At 31.1% G+C, this 17785-nt stretch carries 17 protein-coding genes; 11 read left to right on the forward strand and 6 right to left on the reverse strand.

Features of this window, described 5'->3' with window-relative positions:
- Positions 1-444 precede the first annotated feature (444 nt).
- From thrS to rplT, 4 genes are all read left to right on the forward strand, one after another.
- Positions 445-2391 carry a threonine--tRNA ligase gene (thrS, locus tag OIU80_RS19535; RefSeq protein ID WP_195738332.1) on the forward strand — a complete coding sequence of 649 codons (1947 nt, stop codon included), beginning with the start codon at positions 445-447 and terminating at the stop codon, positions 2389-2391.
- Between the two features lie 16 nt (positions 2392-2407).
- Positions 2408-2962, forward strand: a complete 555-nt coding sequence (infC, locus tag OIU80_RS19540) for a translation initiation factor IF-3 (protein WP_404827387.1) — start codon at positions 2408-2410, stop codon at positions 2960-2962.
- A gap of 103 nt (positions 2963-3065) precedes the next feature.
- A complete protein-coding gene (gene rpmI, locus OIU80_RS19545) occupies positions 3066-3263 on the forward strand; it encodes a 50S ribosomal protein L35 (RefSeq protein WP_022827375.1) in 198 nt (65 codons plus the stop codon).
- Between the two features lie 100 nt (positions 3264-3363).
- On the forward strand, positions 3364-3708 hold the full coding sequence (rplT, locus tag OIU80_RS19550) for a 50S ribosomal protein L20 (protein ID WP_035633036.1): 345 nt from the start codon (positions 3364-3366) through the stop codon (positions 3706-3708).
- 103 nt (positions 3709-3811) lie between these two features.
- Here rplT and OIU80_RS19555 read toward each other — a convergent pair whose 3' ends face one another.
- The 3 genes from OIU80_RS19555 to OIU80_RS19565 all read right to left on the reverse strand — a co-directional run bounded on the left by OIU80_RS19555 (position 3812) and on the right by OIU80_RS19565 (position 7833).
- A complete protein-coding gene (locus OIU80_RS19555) occupies positions 3812-4846 on the reverse strand; it encodes a hypothetical protein (protein ID WP_264288653.1) in 1035 nt (344 codons plus the stop codon).
- A 61-nt stretch (positions 4847-4907) separates the two neighbouring features.
- On the reverse strand, positions 4908-6443 hold the full coding sequence (locus OIU80_RS19560) for a sulfatase-like hydrolase/transferase (RefSeq protein WP_264288654.1): 1536 nt from the start codon (positions 6441-6443) through the stop codon (positions 4908-4910).
- A 490-nt stretch (positions 6444-6933) separates the two neighbouring features.
- Positions 6934-7833, reverse strand: a complete 900-nt coding sequence (locus OIU80_RS19565; RefSeq protein ID WP_264288655.1) for a hypothetical protein — start codon at positions 7831-7833, stop codon at positions 6934-6936.
- A 354-nt stretch (positions 7834-8187) separates the two neighbouring features.
- On the opposite strand from OIU80_RS19565, the gene OIU80_RS19570 reads away from it, so the two are divergent.
- The 7 genes from OIU80_RS19570 (at position 8188) to OIU80_RS19600 (ending at position 13915) form a co-directional block, all read left to right on the forward strand.
- Entirely contained in the window at positions 8188-8388 is a 201-nt protein-coding gene (locus tag OIU80_RS19570) for a hypothetical protein (protein WP_264288656.1), read from the forward strand.
- 58 nt (positions 8389-8446) lie between these two features.
- Positions 8447-10153 carry a tetratricopeptide repeat-containing sensor histidine kinase gene (locus OIU80_RS19575; protein ID WP_264288657.1) on the forward strand — a complete coding sequence of 569 codons (1707 nt, stop codon included), beginning with the start codon at positions 8447-8449 and terminating at the stop codon, positions 10151-10153.
- A 9-nt stretch (positions 10154-10162) separates the two neighbouring features.
- The gene (locus tag OIU80_RS19580; RefSeq protein ID WP_264288658.1) at positions 10163-10831 is read left to right on the forward strand and encodes a helix-turn-helix domain-containing protein; all 669 of its coding nucleotides are present in this window, start codon (positions 10163-10165) and stop codon (positions 10829-10831) included.
- A gap of 501 nt (positions 10832-11332) precedes the next feature.
- On the forward strand, positions 11333-12391 hold the full coding sequence (locus OIU80_RS19585) for a type I restriction endonuclease (protein WP_264288659.1): 1059 nt from the start codon (positions 11333-11335) through the stop codon (positions 12389-12391).
- On the forward strand, positions 12372-12833 hold the full coding sequence (locus tag OIU80_RS19590; RefSeq protein WP_264288660.1) for a hypothetical protein: 462 nt from the start codon (positions 12372-12374) through the stop codon (positions 12831-12833). The genes OIU80_RS19585 and OIU80_RS19590 overlap by 20 nt, the downstream gene beginning before the upstream one ends.
- 24 nt (positions 12834-12857) lie before the next feature.
- Positions 12858-13067: a hypothetical protein gene (locus tag OIU80_RS19595; protein WP_264288661.1), complete on the forward strand. Its 210-nt coding sequence runs from the start codon at positions 12858-12860 to the stop codon at positions 13065-13067.
- 44 nt (positions 13068-13111) lie between these two features.
- Entirely contained in the window at positions 13112-13915 is an 804-nt protein-coding gene (locus OIU80_RS19600) for an endonuclease/exonuclease/phosphatase family protein (RefSeq protein ID WP_264288662.1), read from the forward strand.
- Here the strand turns inward: OIU80_RS19600 and OIU80_RS19605 are convergent.
- The 3 genes from OIU80_RS19605 to OIU80_RS19615 all read right to left on the reverse strand — a co-directional run bounded on the left by OIU80_RS19605 (position 13912) and on the right by OIU80_RS19615 (position 17051).
- Positions 13912-15171 carry an asparagine synthetase B gene (locus OIU80_RS19605; protein WP_264288663.1) on the reverse strand — a complete coding sequence of 420 codons (1260 nt, stop codon included), beginning with the start codon at positions 15169-15171 and terminating at the stop codon, positions 13912-13914. The two genes, OIU80_RS19600 and OIU80_RS19605, sit on opposite strands and share 4 nt — an antisense overlap.
- 293 nt (positions 15172-15464) lie before the next feature.
- On the reverse strand, positions 15465-16130 hold the full coding sequence (locus OIU80_RS19610; protein WP_264288664.1) for a response regulator transcription factor: 666 nt from the start codon (positions 16128-16130) through the stop codon (positions 15465-15467).
- A 123-nt stretch (positions 16131-16253) separates the two neighbouring features.
- Positions 16254-17051 (reverse strand): sensor histidine kinase, encoded by a 798-nt coding sequence (locus OIU80_RS19615; RefSeq protein WP_264288665.1) that lies wholly within the window; start codon positions 17049-17051, stop codon positions 16254-16256.
- Positions 17052-17785: the final 734 nt, after the last annotated feature.

Consider the following 17785-nt stretch of genomic DNA (forward strand, 5'->3'; position numbering starts at 1 on the left):
AAACTCCCTAGCCCTGATAGTAGCGGAAATCCTTGTCCTTTTTCCTTTAAAAAGGACAAGATTGAAGCGAATAGCAGGAATAGCTCCTAAAAAAAACTCCTCCTATATAGTATAGTCGAATATTGCACCTATATATAAGGACATAAAAAAAGCGGCTACTATTATATAGTAGCCGCTTTAATATTTAAACCGAAATTAATAAACCCCTAGCCCTGATAGAAGCCGAAATCCTTTTATGCCATGGTTCGGCACAAAAGATTGGAGCGAATAGCAGAATTAAGCTTCATATAAAATTCTACTCCTATTAATACCAACTATTCATATATAAAATATAAACTACCCATTTATATAATGTAAACTACACATGTAAATAATATAAACTGTACATATATATTGTATGTATTTTTGTAATCCACTATATTTGCATTCATAAAATTATAAACAATGATTAAGATTACTTTGCCCGATGGGTCAGTTAGAGAGTTTGCTTCTGGCGTAACTCCTATGGAGGTTGCGAAAAGCATTAGTGAAGGATTTGCCCGAAACGTGATTTCGGCTTCTTTTAATGGTACAACTATTGAAACCGAAACTCCACTGACGACCGATGGTAGTCTTATTTTATATACATGGAATGACACTGAAGGTAAAAAAGCTTTTTGGCATTCGACTTCACACGTAATGGCTCAAGCTCTTGAGGAACTTTTCCCTGGAATTAAACTAACTCTAGGACCTGCAATCTCAAATGGTTTTTATTATGATGTTGATTTTGGCGACCAAAAAATAACTGACGCCGACTTTAAAAAGATCGAAGACCGTGTTCTTGAAATTTCAAGAGGGAAACATGAATTTAAAATGCGTCCTGTAAGCAAAGCTGAAGCTTTAGAACTATATAAGGATAACGAATACAAAACTGAATTAATTTCTAACCTTGAAGACGGAACTATCACCTTCTGCGATCATGCTACTTTTACTGACTTATGTCGTGGTGGTCATATTCCTAATACTGGAATCATCAAAGCGATGAAAGTGATGAGTGTTGCTGGTGCTTACTGGAGAGGTGATGAAAAAAATAAACAATTAACTCGTGTTTATGGAACTTCTTTCCCTAAACAAAAAGACTTAACTGAGTATTTAGAACTTCTTGAAGAAGCTAAACGTCGTGATCACCGTAAACTAGGTAAAGAACTTGAATTATTTGCTTTCTCTCAGAAAGTTGGACAAGGTTTGCCTTTATGGTTACCTAAAGGTGCTGCTTTGCGTGATAGATTAGAACAATTCTTGAAGAAAGCTCAGAAAAAAGCCGGTTACGAACAAGTAGTAACTCCTCATATTGGTCAAAAAGAATTATATGTAACTTCTGGTCACTATGCTAAATATGGCGCTGATAGCTTTCAGCCTATTCATACTCCTGCTGAAGGAGAAGAGTTTTTATTGAAACCAATGAACTGCCCTCATCACTGCGAAATCTACAATGTAAGACCTTGGTCTTATAAAGATTTACCGAAGCGTTATGCAGAATTTGGTACTGTTTACAGATACGAACAAAGTGGTGAATTACATGGTTTAACTCGTGTACGTGGCTTTACTCAAGATGACGCTCATATTTTTTGTACTCCTGAACAATTGGACGAAGAGTTCAAGAAAGTAATTGACTTGGTTCTTTACGTATTTGGTTCTTTAGGTTTTGAAAACTTTACTGCTCAGATTTCTTTGCGTGATAAAGAAAACAGAGACAAGTATATTGGTAGCGATGAAAACTGGGAAAAAGCTGAGAATGCAATTATCAATGCTGCTGCCGACAAAGGCTTAAACACTGTGGTTGAATATGGTGAAGCTGCTTTTTACGGCCCTAAACTAGATTTCATGGTAAAAGATGCCTTGGGAAGACAATGGCAACTAGGAACTATCCAAGTTGACTACAACTTACCTGAGCGTTTTGAACTTACTTATAAAGGAGCTGACAATGAATTACATAGACCTGTAATGATTCACCGTGCCCCTTTTGGTTCGATGGAACGCTTTATTGCAATTTTGCTAGAGCACACTGCAGGAAATTTCCCACTCTGGTTAATGCCTGAACAGGCTATAATCTTGTCTTTGAGCGAGAAATATGAAATATATGCTAAAAAAGTTTTAGATTTGCTAGAAAATCACGAAATTCGCGCCCTAATTGACAACAGAAGTGAGACTATAGGTAAGAAAATTAGAGATGCAGAAATGCAAAAATTACCGTTTATGCTGATTGTAGGTGAGGAAGAAGAGAAAAACGGTACTATTTCTATTCGCCGTCATGGTCAAGAAGGTAAAGGAAATATTACAGTTACAATTGAGGAATTTGTCGCAATTGTAGACGAAGAAATAAAAAAGACATTAAAAGTATTTACAGTTTAACTTAAATTATAAAGTCATAGCAATAAGAAGCAACAGAGGTTACCAACCTCGCGTAGAAAAAAAAGATGCACACAGAATAAACAATCTTATTCGTGTTCCTGAGGTACGCCTTGTAGGCGAAAACATAGAGCCAGGTGTTTTTAAAATAGCCGAAGCTCTAAGATTAGCTGATCAATTTGAATTAGATCTAGTTGAGATTTCGCCAAATGCAGAGCCACCGGTTTGTAAAATCATGGATTACAAGAAATTTGTTTACGAACAAAAGAAACGTGATAAAGTCCTGAAAGCAAAATCGACTCAAGTTGTAGTGAAAGAAATTCGCTTTGGTCCTCAGACTGATGAGCATGATTATGAGTTTAAGAGAAAGAACGCTGAAAAATTCCTAAAAGAAGGTGCTAAATTAAAAGCATTTGTATTCTTTAAAGGACGTTCTATTATCTATAAAGATCAAGGTCAGATTTTATTATTGAGATTAGCTACCGATCTTGAAGAGTATGGTAAAGTAGAAGCTATGCCTGTTCTGGAAGGAAAGAGAATGATTATGTTCATTGCTCCGAAGAAGAAAAAATAAATTCAGTTTACAGTTTCAGTATTCAGTTTTACAACTTTAAACTTGAAACCTTAAACTTGATGATAAGATAAGTAAGTAAGAATAAATTAAAACACTAGGAAAAATGCCTAAAATGAAAACAAAATCTAGCGCCAAGAAACGTTTTAAAGTTACTGGTTCTGGAAAGATTAAAAGAAAGCATGCTTTTAAAAGTCACATCTTGACTAAAAAATCTAAAAAACGTAAATTAGCTTTGACACATTCAGCGTTAGTTCACAAAACAGATATGAAAAGCATCAAACAACAATTAAGAATTATCTAATAATTCTTTAGGTTAAAACATTTAAAAATAACCTTGGAGTATGGCCAATAAGTTCCCTTGATTAAATTCGGGACGCCAGCTACAAAAACACATAAAAATTATGCCAAGATCAGTAAATTCAGTTGCTAAAAGAGCAAGAAGAAAAAAGATAATGAAGCAAGCCAAAGGTTTCTTTGGTAGACGTAAAAACGTTTGGACAGTTGCTAAAAATGCGGTAGAGAAAGCAATGTGCTACGCTTACCGTGATAGAAAAGTGAATAAAAGAAATTTCCGTGCATTATGGATTCAACGTATCAACGCTGGAGCTAGATTGGAAGGAATGTCTTATTCTCAATTCATGGGGAAAGTAAAAGCTAACGGAATCGAATTGAACCGTAAAGTTCTTGCAGATTTAGCTATGAATCACCCTGAAGCTTTCAAAGCAGTACTTAATAAAGTAAAATAAACGTTTTATAAACACAATTTAGATTACTTACTTATATAAAAACCCAATCTTTCGATTGGGTTTTTTGTTTTTAGTTCATTAACAATAAGACACTATTTAGCTCCTATTTATCTCTAACGACTTTTGCAACAAAAGAAGATACTACTTTTGTATCTGTATCATCCTTGATCACATATATTCCTAATATATTATTTTTGTATGCTGTGTTAGCACTTGTAATGCTTGAACCTGGAAACTCAATATCTATCCAATTTGCTTCTCCAAATGATCCATCTGAATTTCGACTAACTGAAACGAAAGATGCTCCATTACTATCTCCATTTAAAGTTATCCAATCTGCTGGCATGTTATATCCGTTATCTTTAGAACCTGTAATTCCTTCAAAATGGGTAATTATTGATAAAGCTGTTTCATTTTGATAACTAAATGATTTTAAATTACTAATCTTTTTAGTTTTACCATTATAATCTACAAGAAAAGCTTGGCTTAATTTTCCCAACTTGTGGCTTGAATAACCTCCTGCCAATGTATAGCTATCTTCACCATTATACCAAATCCCATACAAAGTATTGGTTATCGAATCTGGTAACTTAAATTCTGTGTATTCTTTGGTTGCTATATCATATAGAAATGCATACCCATTTTTATCATTCTCTACATCATAATTTCCAACTGCAATTCCCCCCATAATACTATGAACAAAAACGTTATTTGTATTTCCATTGTTTGGTGATATTCTGATCCAAGTTCCTGATCCATCCAAAGGTCCTTCATAATAAAACCCAAGGTTTCCACTTGGTACTCCTCCCGTAGTTGTTGAAATTTTATAAGAACCAACAATTTGTATAGATCCGTCTGGTCCATTATTAGGCCCATAACATGAAGTATTGGTAACTATCTCTGATGCTGTACTTGGAAAATTAACAACATGCCATTTTCCATTGCTACCATTTCCAATTAACTTTCCTTCATAAATTAACCCTTGAACAATATTATTCTCTCCGAGTAAACTAGCTGTGATATATACATTTTCTGAGTCGGAAACTCCTCTTATTCCTTGTATCGTCGTTTGCCCAGCTGGATTATTAAAATCCATATAACTCACTGCATTAACTTCTAGATTTAGATTTTGTGCCATAATGTTTTTGTTAGATTATTAATCAGTTTGCCTTTTTACATTACTATGTCATTAATAATCTTTAATTGAATTTTACTGTATTAAAGACATCTGTCGGAGCATTTACCCAGAGTTTGTCTACCTCGAGCTGATGTAATTGCTCTTCTAATTCCATTCTTATTTCACTATACCCAGGATCGTAAGCTAGATTGGTAATTTCTAACGGATCATTTACTAAATCGTATAGCTCGTACTGTTTGAAATATGCACTTGATGCATCGAAGTAATAATCGAATTTCCATTTTTCTGTTCTAATACAGCGAATGCGATTAGCGGCTTTTACAATTGCCCAATTACTATTTGATCCTGCCTTAATATCATCGTAAGTAAACAAAATACTATGCTGAACTGCTGTACCAGTATCCATTACAGGTAGTAAACTGGTTCCAGCAAGTCCTATAGGTGGATTTGACACATTAGCAATATCAATAAAAGTGGGCATAATATCTACCAATGTAGCTAGTGCCATTGATTGCTTTATACTATGGTCTTTAAATATAATAGGATTTGAAATTACTAGTGGAACTCGTAATGCTTCTTCATATGCAACAAACGTTTTCTGACGTAATCCTCCATGGGCAAGCCCCATTTCTCCATGGTCTGATGTTAGAGTGACAATTGTTGAGTCTGCTAATTTCTTTCCATTTTCATCCTCCTCGTATAATTCTTTGATGAGATATCCAATTTCTTTATCAACTTGACTTAACAAATTTCCATAAAAATTAATATAATTCAGTTTTTCTTCAGAAGTAGCTATAGCTCCCAAACTTAAAGCCATATTAATCAATATTTGTTCTTGCGCCATTGGCTTTTTGTTTTCGAGTAAATTTTCATTTACTGTAGCTGGAAGTTCAATCTCTCTTCCTAACCAACTATCTGGATAATATCCTGAAGTAGCAGCTGATTTTGGATATGCCAAAACATCATGAGGATTTACTAGTGAAAGGATTAAGCAGTATGGTTTATATTTTCCAGCAGCTCTTTTTATCTTTACTTCTTTCAAATATTGTATCGCTTCTGCTGTATATCTGGCATCATGATTAGCATAACCTCCCCCAAAATTAAGTGGATTAACATCTTCACCTGCATCTGGAGCAATCCAACCCATTGCACCATATAACGAAATATCCGCAGCTGTTAAGTTTTCATAATTCGTTTTAGTTCCATTAGGTGCAACTCCTTTGCTCATATGCCATTTACCTCTGTATTGTACATCGTAACCATCAGCCCAAAGCACATTCATTATATTTGGTAAAGTATTATCCAATGTTGGCTCTTGCGGTGATAAAAGTCCTCCTTCTGTTAGAGTCTGACTTACTCCATGTTTTGCGGGATATGTCCCTGTAAATAATGTTGCCCGACTTGGAGAACACATGCATGTATTACAAAATGCTCTATCAAAACTAAATCCATTCTCTTTAAGAAATGTAAGAGTTGGAAGATTTTTCTCTTCCCATCCTGGTGGAAAATGTTGTGTTGCACGTTGCTCATCTGTAATAATTAGAACCATGTCTGGCTGCTTGCCAATTTTTTGGTTAAGTTTTTCTTTTAAGTCCATTGCTTCTTGTTTAAATTATTAAATAAAAAATGCAATTATCTATGTACCTCTTTGGTACATACTATTTATCAATTGGGAATGATCTAAAAATAGTTGTTTTTGGAACTTTCTTAAAATTCAGCAGCTACAGTTCTACTATTGTGGCATTTCTTTAAACTCAATTTATCATACAATAACTTCATTTTTCAATCGACCATATTCACACAGAAATTAAGTCTATTTAAACCTGAACGTTTTAAAACTTTTGATTTACTCAAAAAAAAAAACAATTATAGAATTGACAAATGGAGCTTATTATCCTATAGGAATCAAGAATAAAGTAACAATAATAAAACAATATCAATTAGCGTATAAACACCTGTTTTACAATTAAATACAATCAAACACATTAGATTTAACCAAAATATATTTATACAAAAAAACCAATCTTACGATTGGTCCTTTTTGTAACTAGGCTAGCAATAGAACACTATAAATCAACAGTTTAGTTCTATTTATTTTTTAAGATATGCCTGTCGATTATATAGGGCGTGATTGACTTTAATGTCTTTCCTGTTTCTGGATGCAATCCTGGAGCTGTAAAATACTCATAACTTCCATCGAATGACTTTCCATACCAAATACATGGTTTTCCCATTTTAAAAAAACTTGTTGTATCGCAAGCCTTTATTTTTTTAAAGTTTGAAATTAAACTTTCGTCCTTCTTCGTAACTATAGGATTGAATAATGTCATTGTATTAGAAACCTTTTCGCAAGGTACTTCCTCATAGTGATCCTTGTTCCAAACCATACAATTTTCTTCATCATTAAAACTCCAAATTGCAAATAATCCTGCAAGTACAAGGAGCCCTGCCAATATTACCAGGTAAGGATTCTTACTATTCTTTTTAGTTTTTAATGTTGAATTATTAAGTTCTCCAACAAAAGGTTGAGCATGAACCTCTACATCTTCAGATAATAATTCTTTCTCTACTTCAATAGGTATTGATATTTCAGTTAAACCAGAATTAGGTGTATTTATAACCAATTCTTCTTTTAAAAACCTACTATATGGTCTCTTCTCAAAATCTACTAAAACGGCTGCTAATTCAATTCTTGCAGGATTATCCGATTCTGTTTCTCCTGTTAAGAAAGATATGACAGGTCGGAATCTGGAAATTTCAAATCTCTCAATAACTCTTCTTAAATCTTCCCCCTCTTTGGCATTTAGAAATACTCTAAATGCATTTTCATCATTTATTGACAATGATTTATCAAAAAGAATCAAACATAAATTACGCAATTGTGCTGGTGAAGGATTCAATAAAATCCCCGTAGGTTCTACCAATTTAAAAGATTGATATTTTGTTTTTACACCACTTTTATATTCTTCAAAAGTAATTCTACTCATAAGCATTTATCGGAATTGTTAAACATTTTGCAGCAATCAACAGAATTATCAGCATTACTGGAATTCCATCTCAACACCCCGCCAAAACTGATATTTCTTTGCCTCGGAATTAGTTACCGGTTTAATCTGCAGGTTAAAACAAATGTACAAAACTACTTCTTTAAAAAAGTGCGTGAATCCGTAAGACCGAGTTTATTCGGGAAGTATAGATAAGATCATACTGTTTCACACACTTCACTTCCCAAGAAAAAAATCTAAAAAAAGCAATCCGCAAAGTGCGGTTTGTAAATCAGCAAAAATTTCGATTTCAAATCGAACAAGCTGGACTATGTCTAAATTTTAAACCTAAAGAAGATGAAAAGAATTTTTATAGTAGCGTGTTTTATAGCAACCAATGTGGTTTTCGTATCTTGTACAAATGATGATGTTGAAGATACAATAAACAAGAATAAATTATCAATAGCAGCAGATACTCCGGATGATGGTCCATCTGACTCAGGAGGTGATGGTCAAAATGGACAAACTCCAATTCCGCCTCCAAAGAAAAAACCATAATTAATTACCTTAATTAAATATAAACCTCAATTTAATTAATTTTCAGTATTTTCGGGAAATGAAACTTATCAAGGTGCATTTCCCGATTTTTATTTTAACCTTAGTTCTGACGATATCTTCCTGTGAAAAAAAAATAGATATAATTACAGAAACAAAAACCAACTATACTAATTATTTAGCATTAGCAGATGAGCATTTTAATAATCAAACATATGACAGTGCTTTTTATTATTATAATAAATCCAGGTTAGAATGCAAGGCTGATGAAAATGAAAAAATAATTTATGCCTATTTAAAAATGGCAGTTACACAACAAATTCAAGGAGATTATTCGGGTAGTGAGACAAGTGCTACTGAAGCGATTCCCTTTTTTACAAAAACAACCAATTCTTACTATAAATGTGCTGTTTACAATAACCTAGGTATAAATTATGAAAGATTAAACGAATATGATGATGCTATTTATAATTATAATCAAGCAATAAAATATGCCGAAATAGGTCTGCAAAAAGACGTTTTAAGTAATAATATCGCAGTAGCTTATATAGGAAAGACTAATTATGAAAAAGCTCTAAACATACTATATCCTTTAAGTCTAAAGAAAGACATTGCAAATAATCCTGGAAATCATGCACGAATACTCGACAATTTAGGATATTCATATTACAAATTAGATAATCCAAAAGCAGTCGAATATATAGAACAATCAAAATTAATAAGACAAAACATAAATGATGACTTTGGTATAACTACAAGTTTTCTTCACTTATCAGAACTATATTCGAACAACAATACCAAACTTGCTCATAAATATGCAAATCTAGCTTATCTAAAAGCAACCGAAACAAATAATGTAAATGATCGCCTATTATCATTAAACTTATTAATTAAAAACTCTAATGGTGAAAAATTAAAGAAAACAACCCTTCTTTATTTAAAAATAAACGACAGTATTATTAAAGCCAGACAGAAAGCTAAAAATCAGTTTGCAAAAATCAAATACGATTCTAAAAAAGATCGGGAAGAAAATCTAAAGCTGAAAGCCCAAAAAGCAGAAAATGCATTGCAATTAGAAAAAGTAAAAAACAGAAATCTAAGCTTATATATTGTAATTGGTCTTGTTTTTGGATCTATTTTTTTCCTTTATTACTATTTAACTACAAAAGGAAGACGGGAAAAGACTGCTGCTGTTTATGAGTCTGAAACCAGAATTTCTAAAAAACTACATGATGAACTAGCCAATGAAGTCTATCATACCATTGTTTTAGCAGAAACCAAAGATTTGTCTTCGTCTGAAAATAAAGAAATTCTCCTTTCAAATTTAGATACAATATACTCTGGTACCCGAAATATTTCGAGACAAAACAGCACTATTGATACTGGAGAAAACTTCAAAGATGAATTAAAAGAAATGCTATCTAGTTATAATGGTAATGAAGTAAGCGTAATTATAAAGGATAATAATGATATTAATTGGTCAAAAATACAATCTGAGAAAAAAATTGCAGTTTACCGAGTATTACAAGAATTGCTGGTAAATATGAAAAAACACAGTCAATGCTCTTTTGTTGTCATTGGCTTTGAAGAAAATGATAAACAAGTACAAATACAATATTCTGATAACGGGATTGGTTTTAGTGGAAAAATGAATTTAAGAAATGGTCTTAAGAATGCGGAAAACCGTATTCTTAACATAAAAGGAACGCTTACTTTTGAATCTGAACCTAACAAAGGATTAAAAGTAAAAATCACATTTCCAAAATAATACACTTATATGTTTACAAAAGTTTTAATAGCAGAAGATATAGATTTTAATGATATTGCAGTTAAGCAAGTGCTTCAGGAACTAAATGTTCCCGAAATAATATATACTAAATATTGTGATGATGCTTTACTTAAAATTAGGGGAGCTGCCCTTGAAAATAATCCTTACCAATTATTAATTACTGATTTATCCTTTAAACCAGATCATCGAGAAAACAATTTAAAATCTGGTGAAGAACTTATTGCTGCAGTAAGAGAATTATTTCCAGAAATAAAAATAATTGCATTTTCTATTGAAGATAAATCTTATCGCATAAAATCTCTATTTGACAATTTTAACATCAATGGTTTTGTAATGAAAGGGCGCAATAGTATTCCTGAATTAAAGAAAGCGGTACAAAATGCTTTTGATACTGATGAAAAATATCTTTCGCAAGAATTAAATTATATCTTTCGGGACAAAACGACCAATGAAATAGACAATTATGATATTCAACTTATCAAATATCTTTCTATAGGCGTCTCTCAGGACAATATGGAAGCTAAATTTAAAGAAGTTGGCATTACTCCTAATAGCAAAAGTTCTATCGAAAAACGCATTAACAAACTTAAAATTTACTTCAAGGCCAATAATCCCACACATCTTGTAGCAATTGCTAAAGATTTAGGTTTAGTATAAACGTACTTTTTATTTTTCTGCATCTCTATACTTTACGGATTTCCGTAAGGATAGTCAATTGCATATTTATAAGTTTGGCAAACCAAATTTTATCTTATGAAGAGTACTTATCTTATACTACTATCAAAAAAATATTTAGCAAAAAATATCTCTCCCAAAAACAAAATTATACTTAAAACAACTCTTCTTTGTTTCTTATTGTCTTATGGGATAGCTATTTTAGGCTCGGTAACGGGATGTATTGATTTAGATTGGAAATTATTATTTATTCCAGCAATAATAATTTTTCAAATCGTACTACTCATACTTGCAATTATAAATAGATATAAAAAAGTATAAACCTATTTAAATAGTTCTCTTATTCTTATTCTGGTAATTGCAACTCTTCTTTTAAAAACACACATTTTATTTATTATTTCACAGAATGCGGAAATCCGTAACAAACTGTTTTACAATGAGATTAAGTTTGATGTATTAATAATTTAACTTAAACTACTAAATATGGAAATCAATACACAACTAAAATCATTAGCTGATAAGATTAATCAATTGAAAGATAAAATAGAAACTGAGGAATCGACTAAGCATGCTTTTGTTTTGCCTTTTATAAATATATTAGGTTATGATGCATTTAACCCTCTGGAAGTTGTTCCTGAATTTACTGCAGATATTGGATTAAAAAAAGGAGAAAAGGTCGATTATGCCATTTATCAAAATGGTGAACCTATTATAATTGTAGAATGTAAAAGTTGGAAACAAGACCTTACTACACATAGTTCACAACTTTTTAGATACTTCCATGTTACTAAAACACGTTTTGCACTTTTGACAAATGGAATTCAATATCAATTTTTCACTGACCTTGATGAAAAAAACAAAATGGATCAGAAACCATTTTTCGAATTTGACATCACTAATCTTAAAGAGAATACAACTCTTGAAATTTCTAAATTTCATAAATCAAATTTCAATGTCGAAAATATCGTTACAAATGCCAGTGCTTTAAAATATACTAAAGAGATTAAGAAACAAATAAATGATGAACTAGAAAATCCTTCTAATGAGTTTATCAAGCTTTTTGCAAACAAGGTATATACTGGTAGACTTACTGAGAAAGTTGTGGACGAATTTAAAGATTTAGTGCAAAAAGCTTTTAATCAATTTATAAGCGAAAAAATTAATGATCGCTTAAATGCAGCATTGAACAAAGAAATTATCAAACAAAAAGAAGAACAAATTGAAGTTGTTGAAGAAAATAAAATTATTACAACTGAGGAGGAATTAGAAGCTCATAAAATTGTAGTTGCTATTTTAAGACGAATACTACCTACAAACAGAATTATTCATCGGGATACTCAATCTTACTTTGGGATATTATTAGATGATAATAATAGAAAACCTTTGTGTCGACTTCACTTAAATAGTGCAAAGAAATACATCGGTCTTTTTAACGATAATAAAACCGAAATAAAACAACCTATAGAATCCATTGATGACATTTATCAATTTGAAAAAGAGTTACTAGAAACTGTAGGATTGTATGAAAAAGAGAATAACTAATCACAAAAAACATCAAAACAAAGCAATGCAAGTATTTAAAATTCTAATCTATAGTCTTTTTTTCGGGTTTATAGGGTGTAAAAATGGACAACCAAAGGCAGAAAAAGATAAGCCTCAACCGTTTTACAAAGAAGTAATAACTGCTGCTGATGTAAAATCTATTACTCCCGAAGAAGCCAAAACGTACCATAAAGATATAAACTACCAGTACGAATATCGAACTGGTACATCTGGTAATTATGAATATACTTATGATGTAAATGGCTATGACCAAGATGGTGATTTAGTTACTGGAATTATAAATATTGAGAAAAAATACGGAGCAGGGATAATAATAGATAATAATGATGAGGAAATTGAAATAATAGCTGAATGGATTGATTATGGTAGATTAAAAGCTACAGATAAAAATGGGAATGAATATACTCTGGTAGTCAATTGATCTTAAATAATAACAAAAAAAAACATGAAATTTATTATACTAATTTTGTTCATTACTCTTACCTCATTTAATCTGGCAGAAACCAATGTATATGCATGTGGTGCGAGTGGCGCAAAAAAGTACCATTACAAAGAATCTTGCCGTGGTTTAAGTTCTTGTAAACGAGAAATAACAAAACTTACTTTAAAACAGGCACAAGGCTATGGCCTTACTCTTTGTGGCTGGGAGAACTAGGTAATTCTAGGATAATCTTTATATTTGAGAATTAATATTTACAAATGAGAATCCCATTTATACTCCTATTTCTTTTTCTGACAACATTCTTTTATGCCCAAACCAAAGTACTTTCCTGGAATATCGAAAACTTTGGTAAATCAAAATCAGAACAAGAAATTAACTCTATCGCTAACACAATAAAAAATCATGATATTATTGCAATTCAAGAAGTTGTAGCTGGTTATGGTGGTTCTCAAGCAGTAGCAAGATTAGTAGATGAACTAAATAGAAAAGGAACAAAATGGGATTATGCTATTAGTAACCCTACAAGCAGTAGCGCTTACAAAACAGAACGATATGCATTTCTCTGGAAAACTAATAAAGTAAAACTAAAAGGAAAACCTTGGCTTGAAAAGCAATATGAAAAACAAATAGATCGTGAACCTTACTTTGCTACTTTTGAAAAAGACGGCAAAAATTTTACGATTGTAAACTTCCACGCTATTACAAAAAGCAAACAACCAGAAACAGAAATTAAGCATTTTAAGTTTTTACCTCAGCAATATCCTAATCTAAACTTAATTTTTGTAGGTGACTTCAATTGTCCTCAATCGCATACTGTCTTTAATCCGTTGAAGAATATGGGATACCGACCAATTCTAGAAAACCAAAAAACATCGTTGAAACAAAAATGCATTACTAACCAATGTTTAGCTTCTGAATTTGATAATATTTTTTATCACTCCTCAAAAATAAAAATAATAAACAAAGGGATAATTCATTTTTATAAAGATTATAACTCCTTAAAAGAAGCACGAAAAATATCTGATCACATTCCGATATGGATGGAATTTTCTTTAAATTAAGTTTTAAGTTTTTTCTTTTTTGCAGCTGGAAATAAAACATTGTTAAGAATTAATCGGTATCCAGGTGAATTTGGATGTAAATCTAAAACTGTGGGTGGATCACCTACTTTATGTTGGTAATCTTCAGGATCATGTCCTCCAAAAAAAGTAAACATCCCTTTACCTTTTTCACCATGAATGTATCTTACTTCACCATTTATCTCGCATGTTCCCATTACCAAAGCACTCGATTTTACAAAGGCGGCATCAAACGAAGTCGTTTGTCCCATAAATCCTTTTACTAATTGTGTATGATTTTGACACAACATACTAGGAATTGGATCCCATTTTGCCGAAAATTCCATTAAAGTAAAATAATCCTTTTCCATAGATACACGTCTTTTCGGAGTCATATCTATATCTGAAAACTCATATACTTCGGGTTTACGCTCTAAAGTAAAATCTCTAAAAGCAAACGAATTAGCATAATTAAGCTTCGACTGATAGTTTGGCTCACTCGTATCACCATCAAACATTGCTTCACAAATATCAACACCGTCTGCAGCCAAAGCTATATCAAAACTATCTGTTGCTGAACACATTGCAAACATAAATCCTCCACCTATAACAAAATCTCTAATTTTTTTGGCTACAGCTCCTTTTTCTTTTGATACTTTATCATATCCTAATTTAGTTGCTAATGCTTCTGCATCTTTCTTTTGCTCTATATACCATGGTGTATTTTTATAAGCTGCATAAAACTTACCATATTGTCCTGTAAAATCTTCATGATGCAAATGCAACCAATCGTATAACAATAGCTGATCACTTAGAACTTCTTCATCATAAATTGGAGTAAAAGGTATTTCTGCATACGTTAATACCAAAGTCACTGCATCATCCCAAGGCTGTTTTCCTTTTGGTGTGTAAACTGCTATTTTGGGTGCTTTCTCGAGAATAACTGTTTCCATATTCTGTGATGGGCTCGAAATTTCATTTAAAATAGAATTTTCTTCACTATCAGAAAGTATTTCAAAACTAACCCCTCGGATCTTACATTCTTTTCGAATCTCTTCTGCATCTGGTAACAAAAAAGAACCTCCTCTATAATTAAGCAACCAACTGGCTTTATAATTTTTACTTAAGCACCAATAGGTTATACCATAAGCTTTTAAATGATTTTGCTGTGTCGTTTCGTCCATTGGAAGCAAAATAAATGATGCCTTGCCGCTAAATGATAATAAAAAGAAGAAAACATAAGCAATATAATATTTCATTTTAAATCTGTTTTATTTTTATCTCTCCTGATGTTAGATTATTCAATTATCCGTTTTAAAAAAAACACGTAAAAACACGCGTAAATATTTGAGTAACTCTTGCTAAATTTGCTTTTCTATAAAAACTAATTAACTATGAAATCACATATAATGAAACTTATTGAAACAAATAATAAAGCTAAACATACAAATTTATTTCGGAAGATAGGCATTTGTTTATTAGTACTGACAATAATACTTTACTACGTTTTATCTATTCAATTTCTAACAAGCAGCGAAATTAATTAAGACTATTAATTCGTAAAAGCTGCAATTTCGTTTTGAATTGCATAAACAACTAATCCTGCTGTATTCCTGGACTCTGTTTTTAGTAATAAATTATTTCGATGTCCCTCAACAGTTCTGGGACTAATAAAAAGCTCTTCTGCTATTTCGGCTGTACTTTTTTGTAAACAAATCAAGCGCAACACTTCAATTTCACGAGCTGAAAGAAAGTTAGTATCCAGACTACATCGGGTATTTTTACCTGCTTTAGCTATTTCTTGAATAATTTTAAGCACATTATCGTTATAATAATACCCTTTAGTGCTCACTTCATTAATTGTAAAGATTAAATCTTTTGGTGTTGTATTTTTTATTAAATAAGAAACTACTCCAACTTCTAACATATTTGCGACAAAAGATTTGGTATCATAACTTGTTAAAGCAATCACTTTAATATCAGGGAATTTTTTGTGAATAATTTTGGTTGCTTCTACTCCATTTAAAATTGGCATTTTTAAATCGATAATAACAATGTCTGGTTGACTAGATGATTTATTTAGATAAGATATAAGTTCATTTCCATTTGATGCCTCGTAAATAACCTTTAAATTCTCTTCTCTTTCCAACAAAAAGATAATCCCTTTGCGAAATAAAACTTCATCATCAACTAAAATTATTTTTATGGGGGCTTTCATTTTTTCAAAATATCACTAGTTACTTATAATTTCTTAACAAATTAAATATCAAAAAATTACAAAAAAAACTATTTACCTTACGAAAATACAAAAAATGTAAACTTAAACAATAATTTTTTATTTCTAAAAGGTAAAAACAATTGAAACCCCTTTATTTATAGCTGAATTTACGCACAAAGTACCATTCAGAAAAGAAATTCGGCTTTCTATATTTTTCATACCAAGTCCTTTTAGATTCTCTTTATTTTCGCAATCAAAACCAATTCCATTATCTGAATATATTCCTGTACTTATTCCTTTTTTATCTTCAAAAGAAATTGAAATTTGAGTTGCCTTTCCGTGTCGTAATGAATTATTCATCAGTTCTTGTAAAATTCTAAAAACATGTAAATGCTTGTCTTTATATTTTTCATCAAATTGAATTTTATTCTGAAAATCTACTTTTACAGCTTTACTACTTTCAAACTCTAAACATAACTCTTCTATACCTGCATGTAATCCAAATTTCTCTAATACTGGAGGAAACAAACCATGGGCTATCTTCCTAGAATTATCAAGTGCTTTAGCTGTTAAATCTATAATATTCCCAGTGATATCCATCACTTCTTTCTCTGTTAGATTTGAAGTTCTTAATAGATAACTATTTAATGAAACTACATTAAGTTTAGAACTAATGTCATCATGCAAGTCTTGTGCAATTCGCTTTCGTTCTTCTTCCTGTGTAATAATAACAGCTTGAATCTGGTCTTTTTGATATTGAATTTCTAAATCTTTTTTTTCTAATTGTTCTTTTATAATTTTCTTTCTTGAGAAATAGAAAAACAATATAAAAACAACTCCCATCAATATGAAAGACAAACATCCAAATATAATTATTGCTACAATTTCACTTTCTGGAATTGGACTGGAATTTAAAAGCATTCTCGGTTTTTCTCTTATTAGTATACGCAAATTTACGAATAAAAATATCGCATTTAATCTGATAATTGAAAGTAGCTTAACAAAAAAAATCTCTGCCAAAATTTAAGCTTTGACAAAGATTCTCGGTTTGTAAGCCTATACATATAATATAGAGCTACATTTATTTTAATACTATCTTATATAATTTATAGTATTCCTTTATCAGCATTTTGCTATCCGTACAATACTTTTATTTAAAAATATAATCCTGATATATTACACCAAATTTAAACAAGTCATTGTTGCTACTCAATTAGAACTAATTCAGAGAATTAGTTCCTTTATTTTTATAGAAACTTTTCCTCCATTCAATTAAAATAAATAACTGAAAGACTATATATAAGATATAATTTATTCGCGAAGGTACTTTGTAATATTTTGAACTTAACATTATCGATAGATTACCTACTAAAAACAAAATAGTACTTCCAAACAAATACAATATGATACCTATGTTGATATAATAAAACACTTTTTTACCATTCAACATATTGTAAAAATGAAATGTAGCATAAATTATAAGTAAAAAGGAAGTAATGAATATTTCATATAAATTGAACTCAAAAAATAAATCTGGTCTAATACTATATTGAATGACTAAACTTAATAGCGCCAAAACAAGTGTGATTTTAATTACTTTTTTTTGAAATTTGTCTGCTATCAAATTAAAATAAAAAAGACCTAGCATAAGAAAC

The organism is Flavobacterium frigoritolerans, assembly GCF_025847275.1.
GTDB classification, from domain to species: Bacteria; Bacteroidota; Bacteroidia; order Flavobacteriales; family Flavobacteriaceae; genus Flavobacterium; species Flavobacterium frigoritolerans.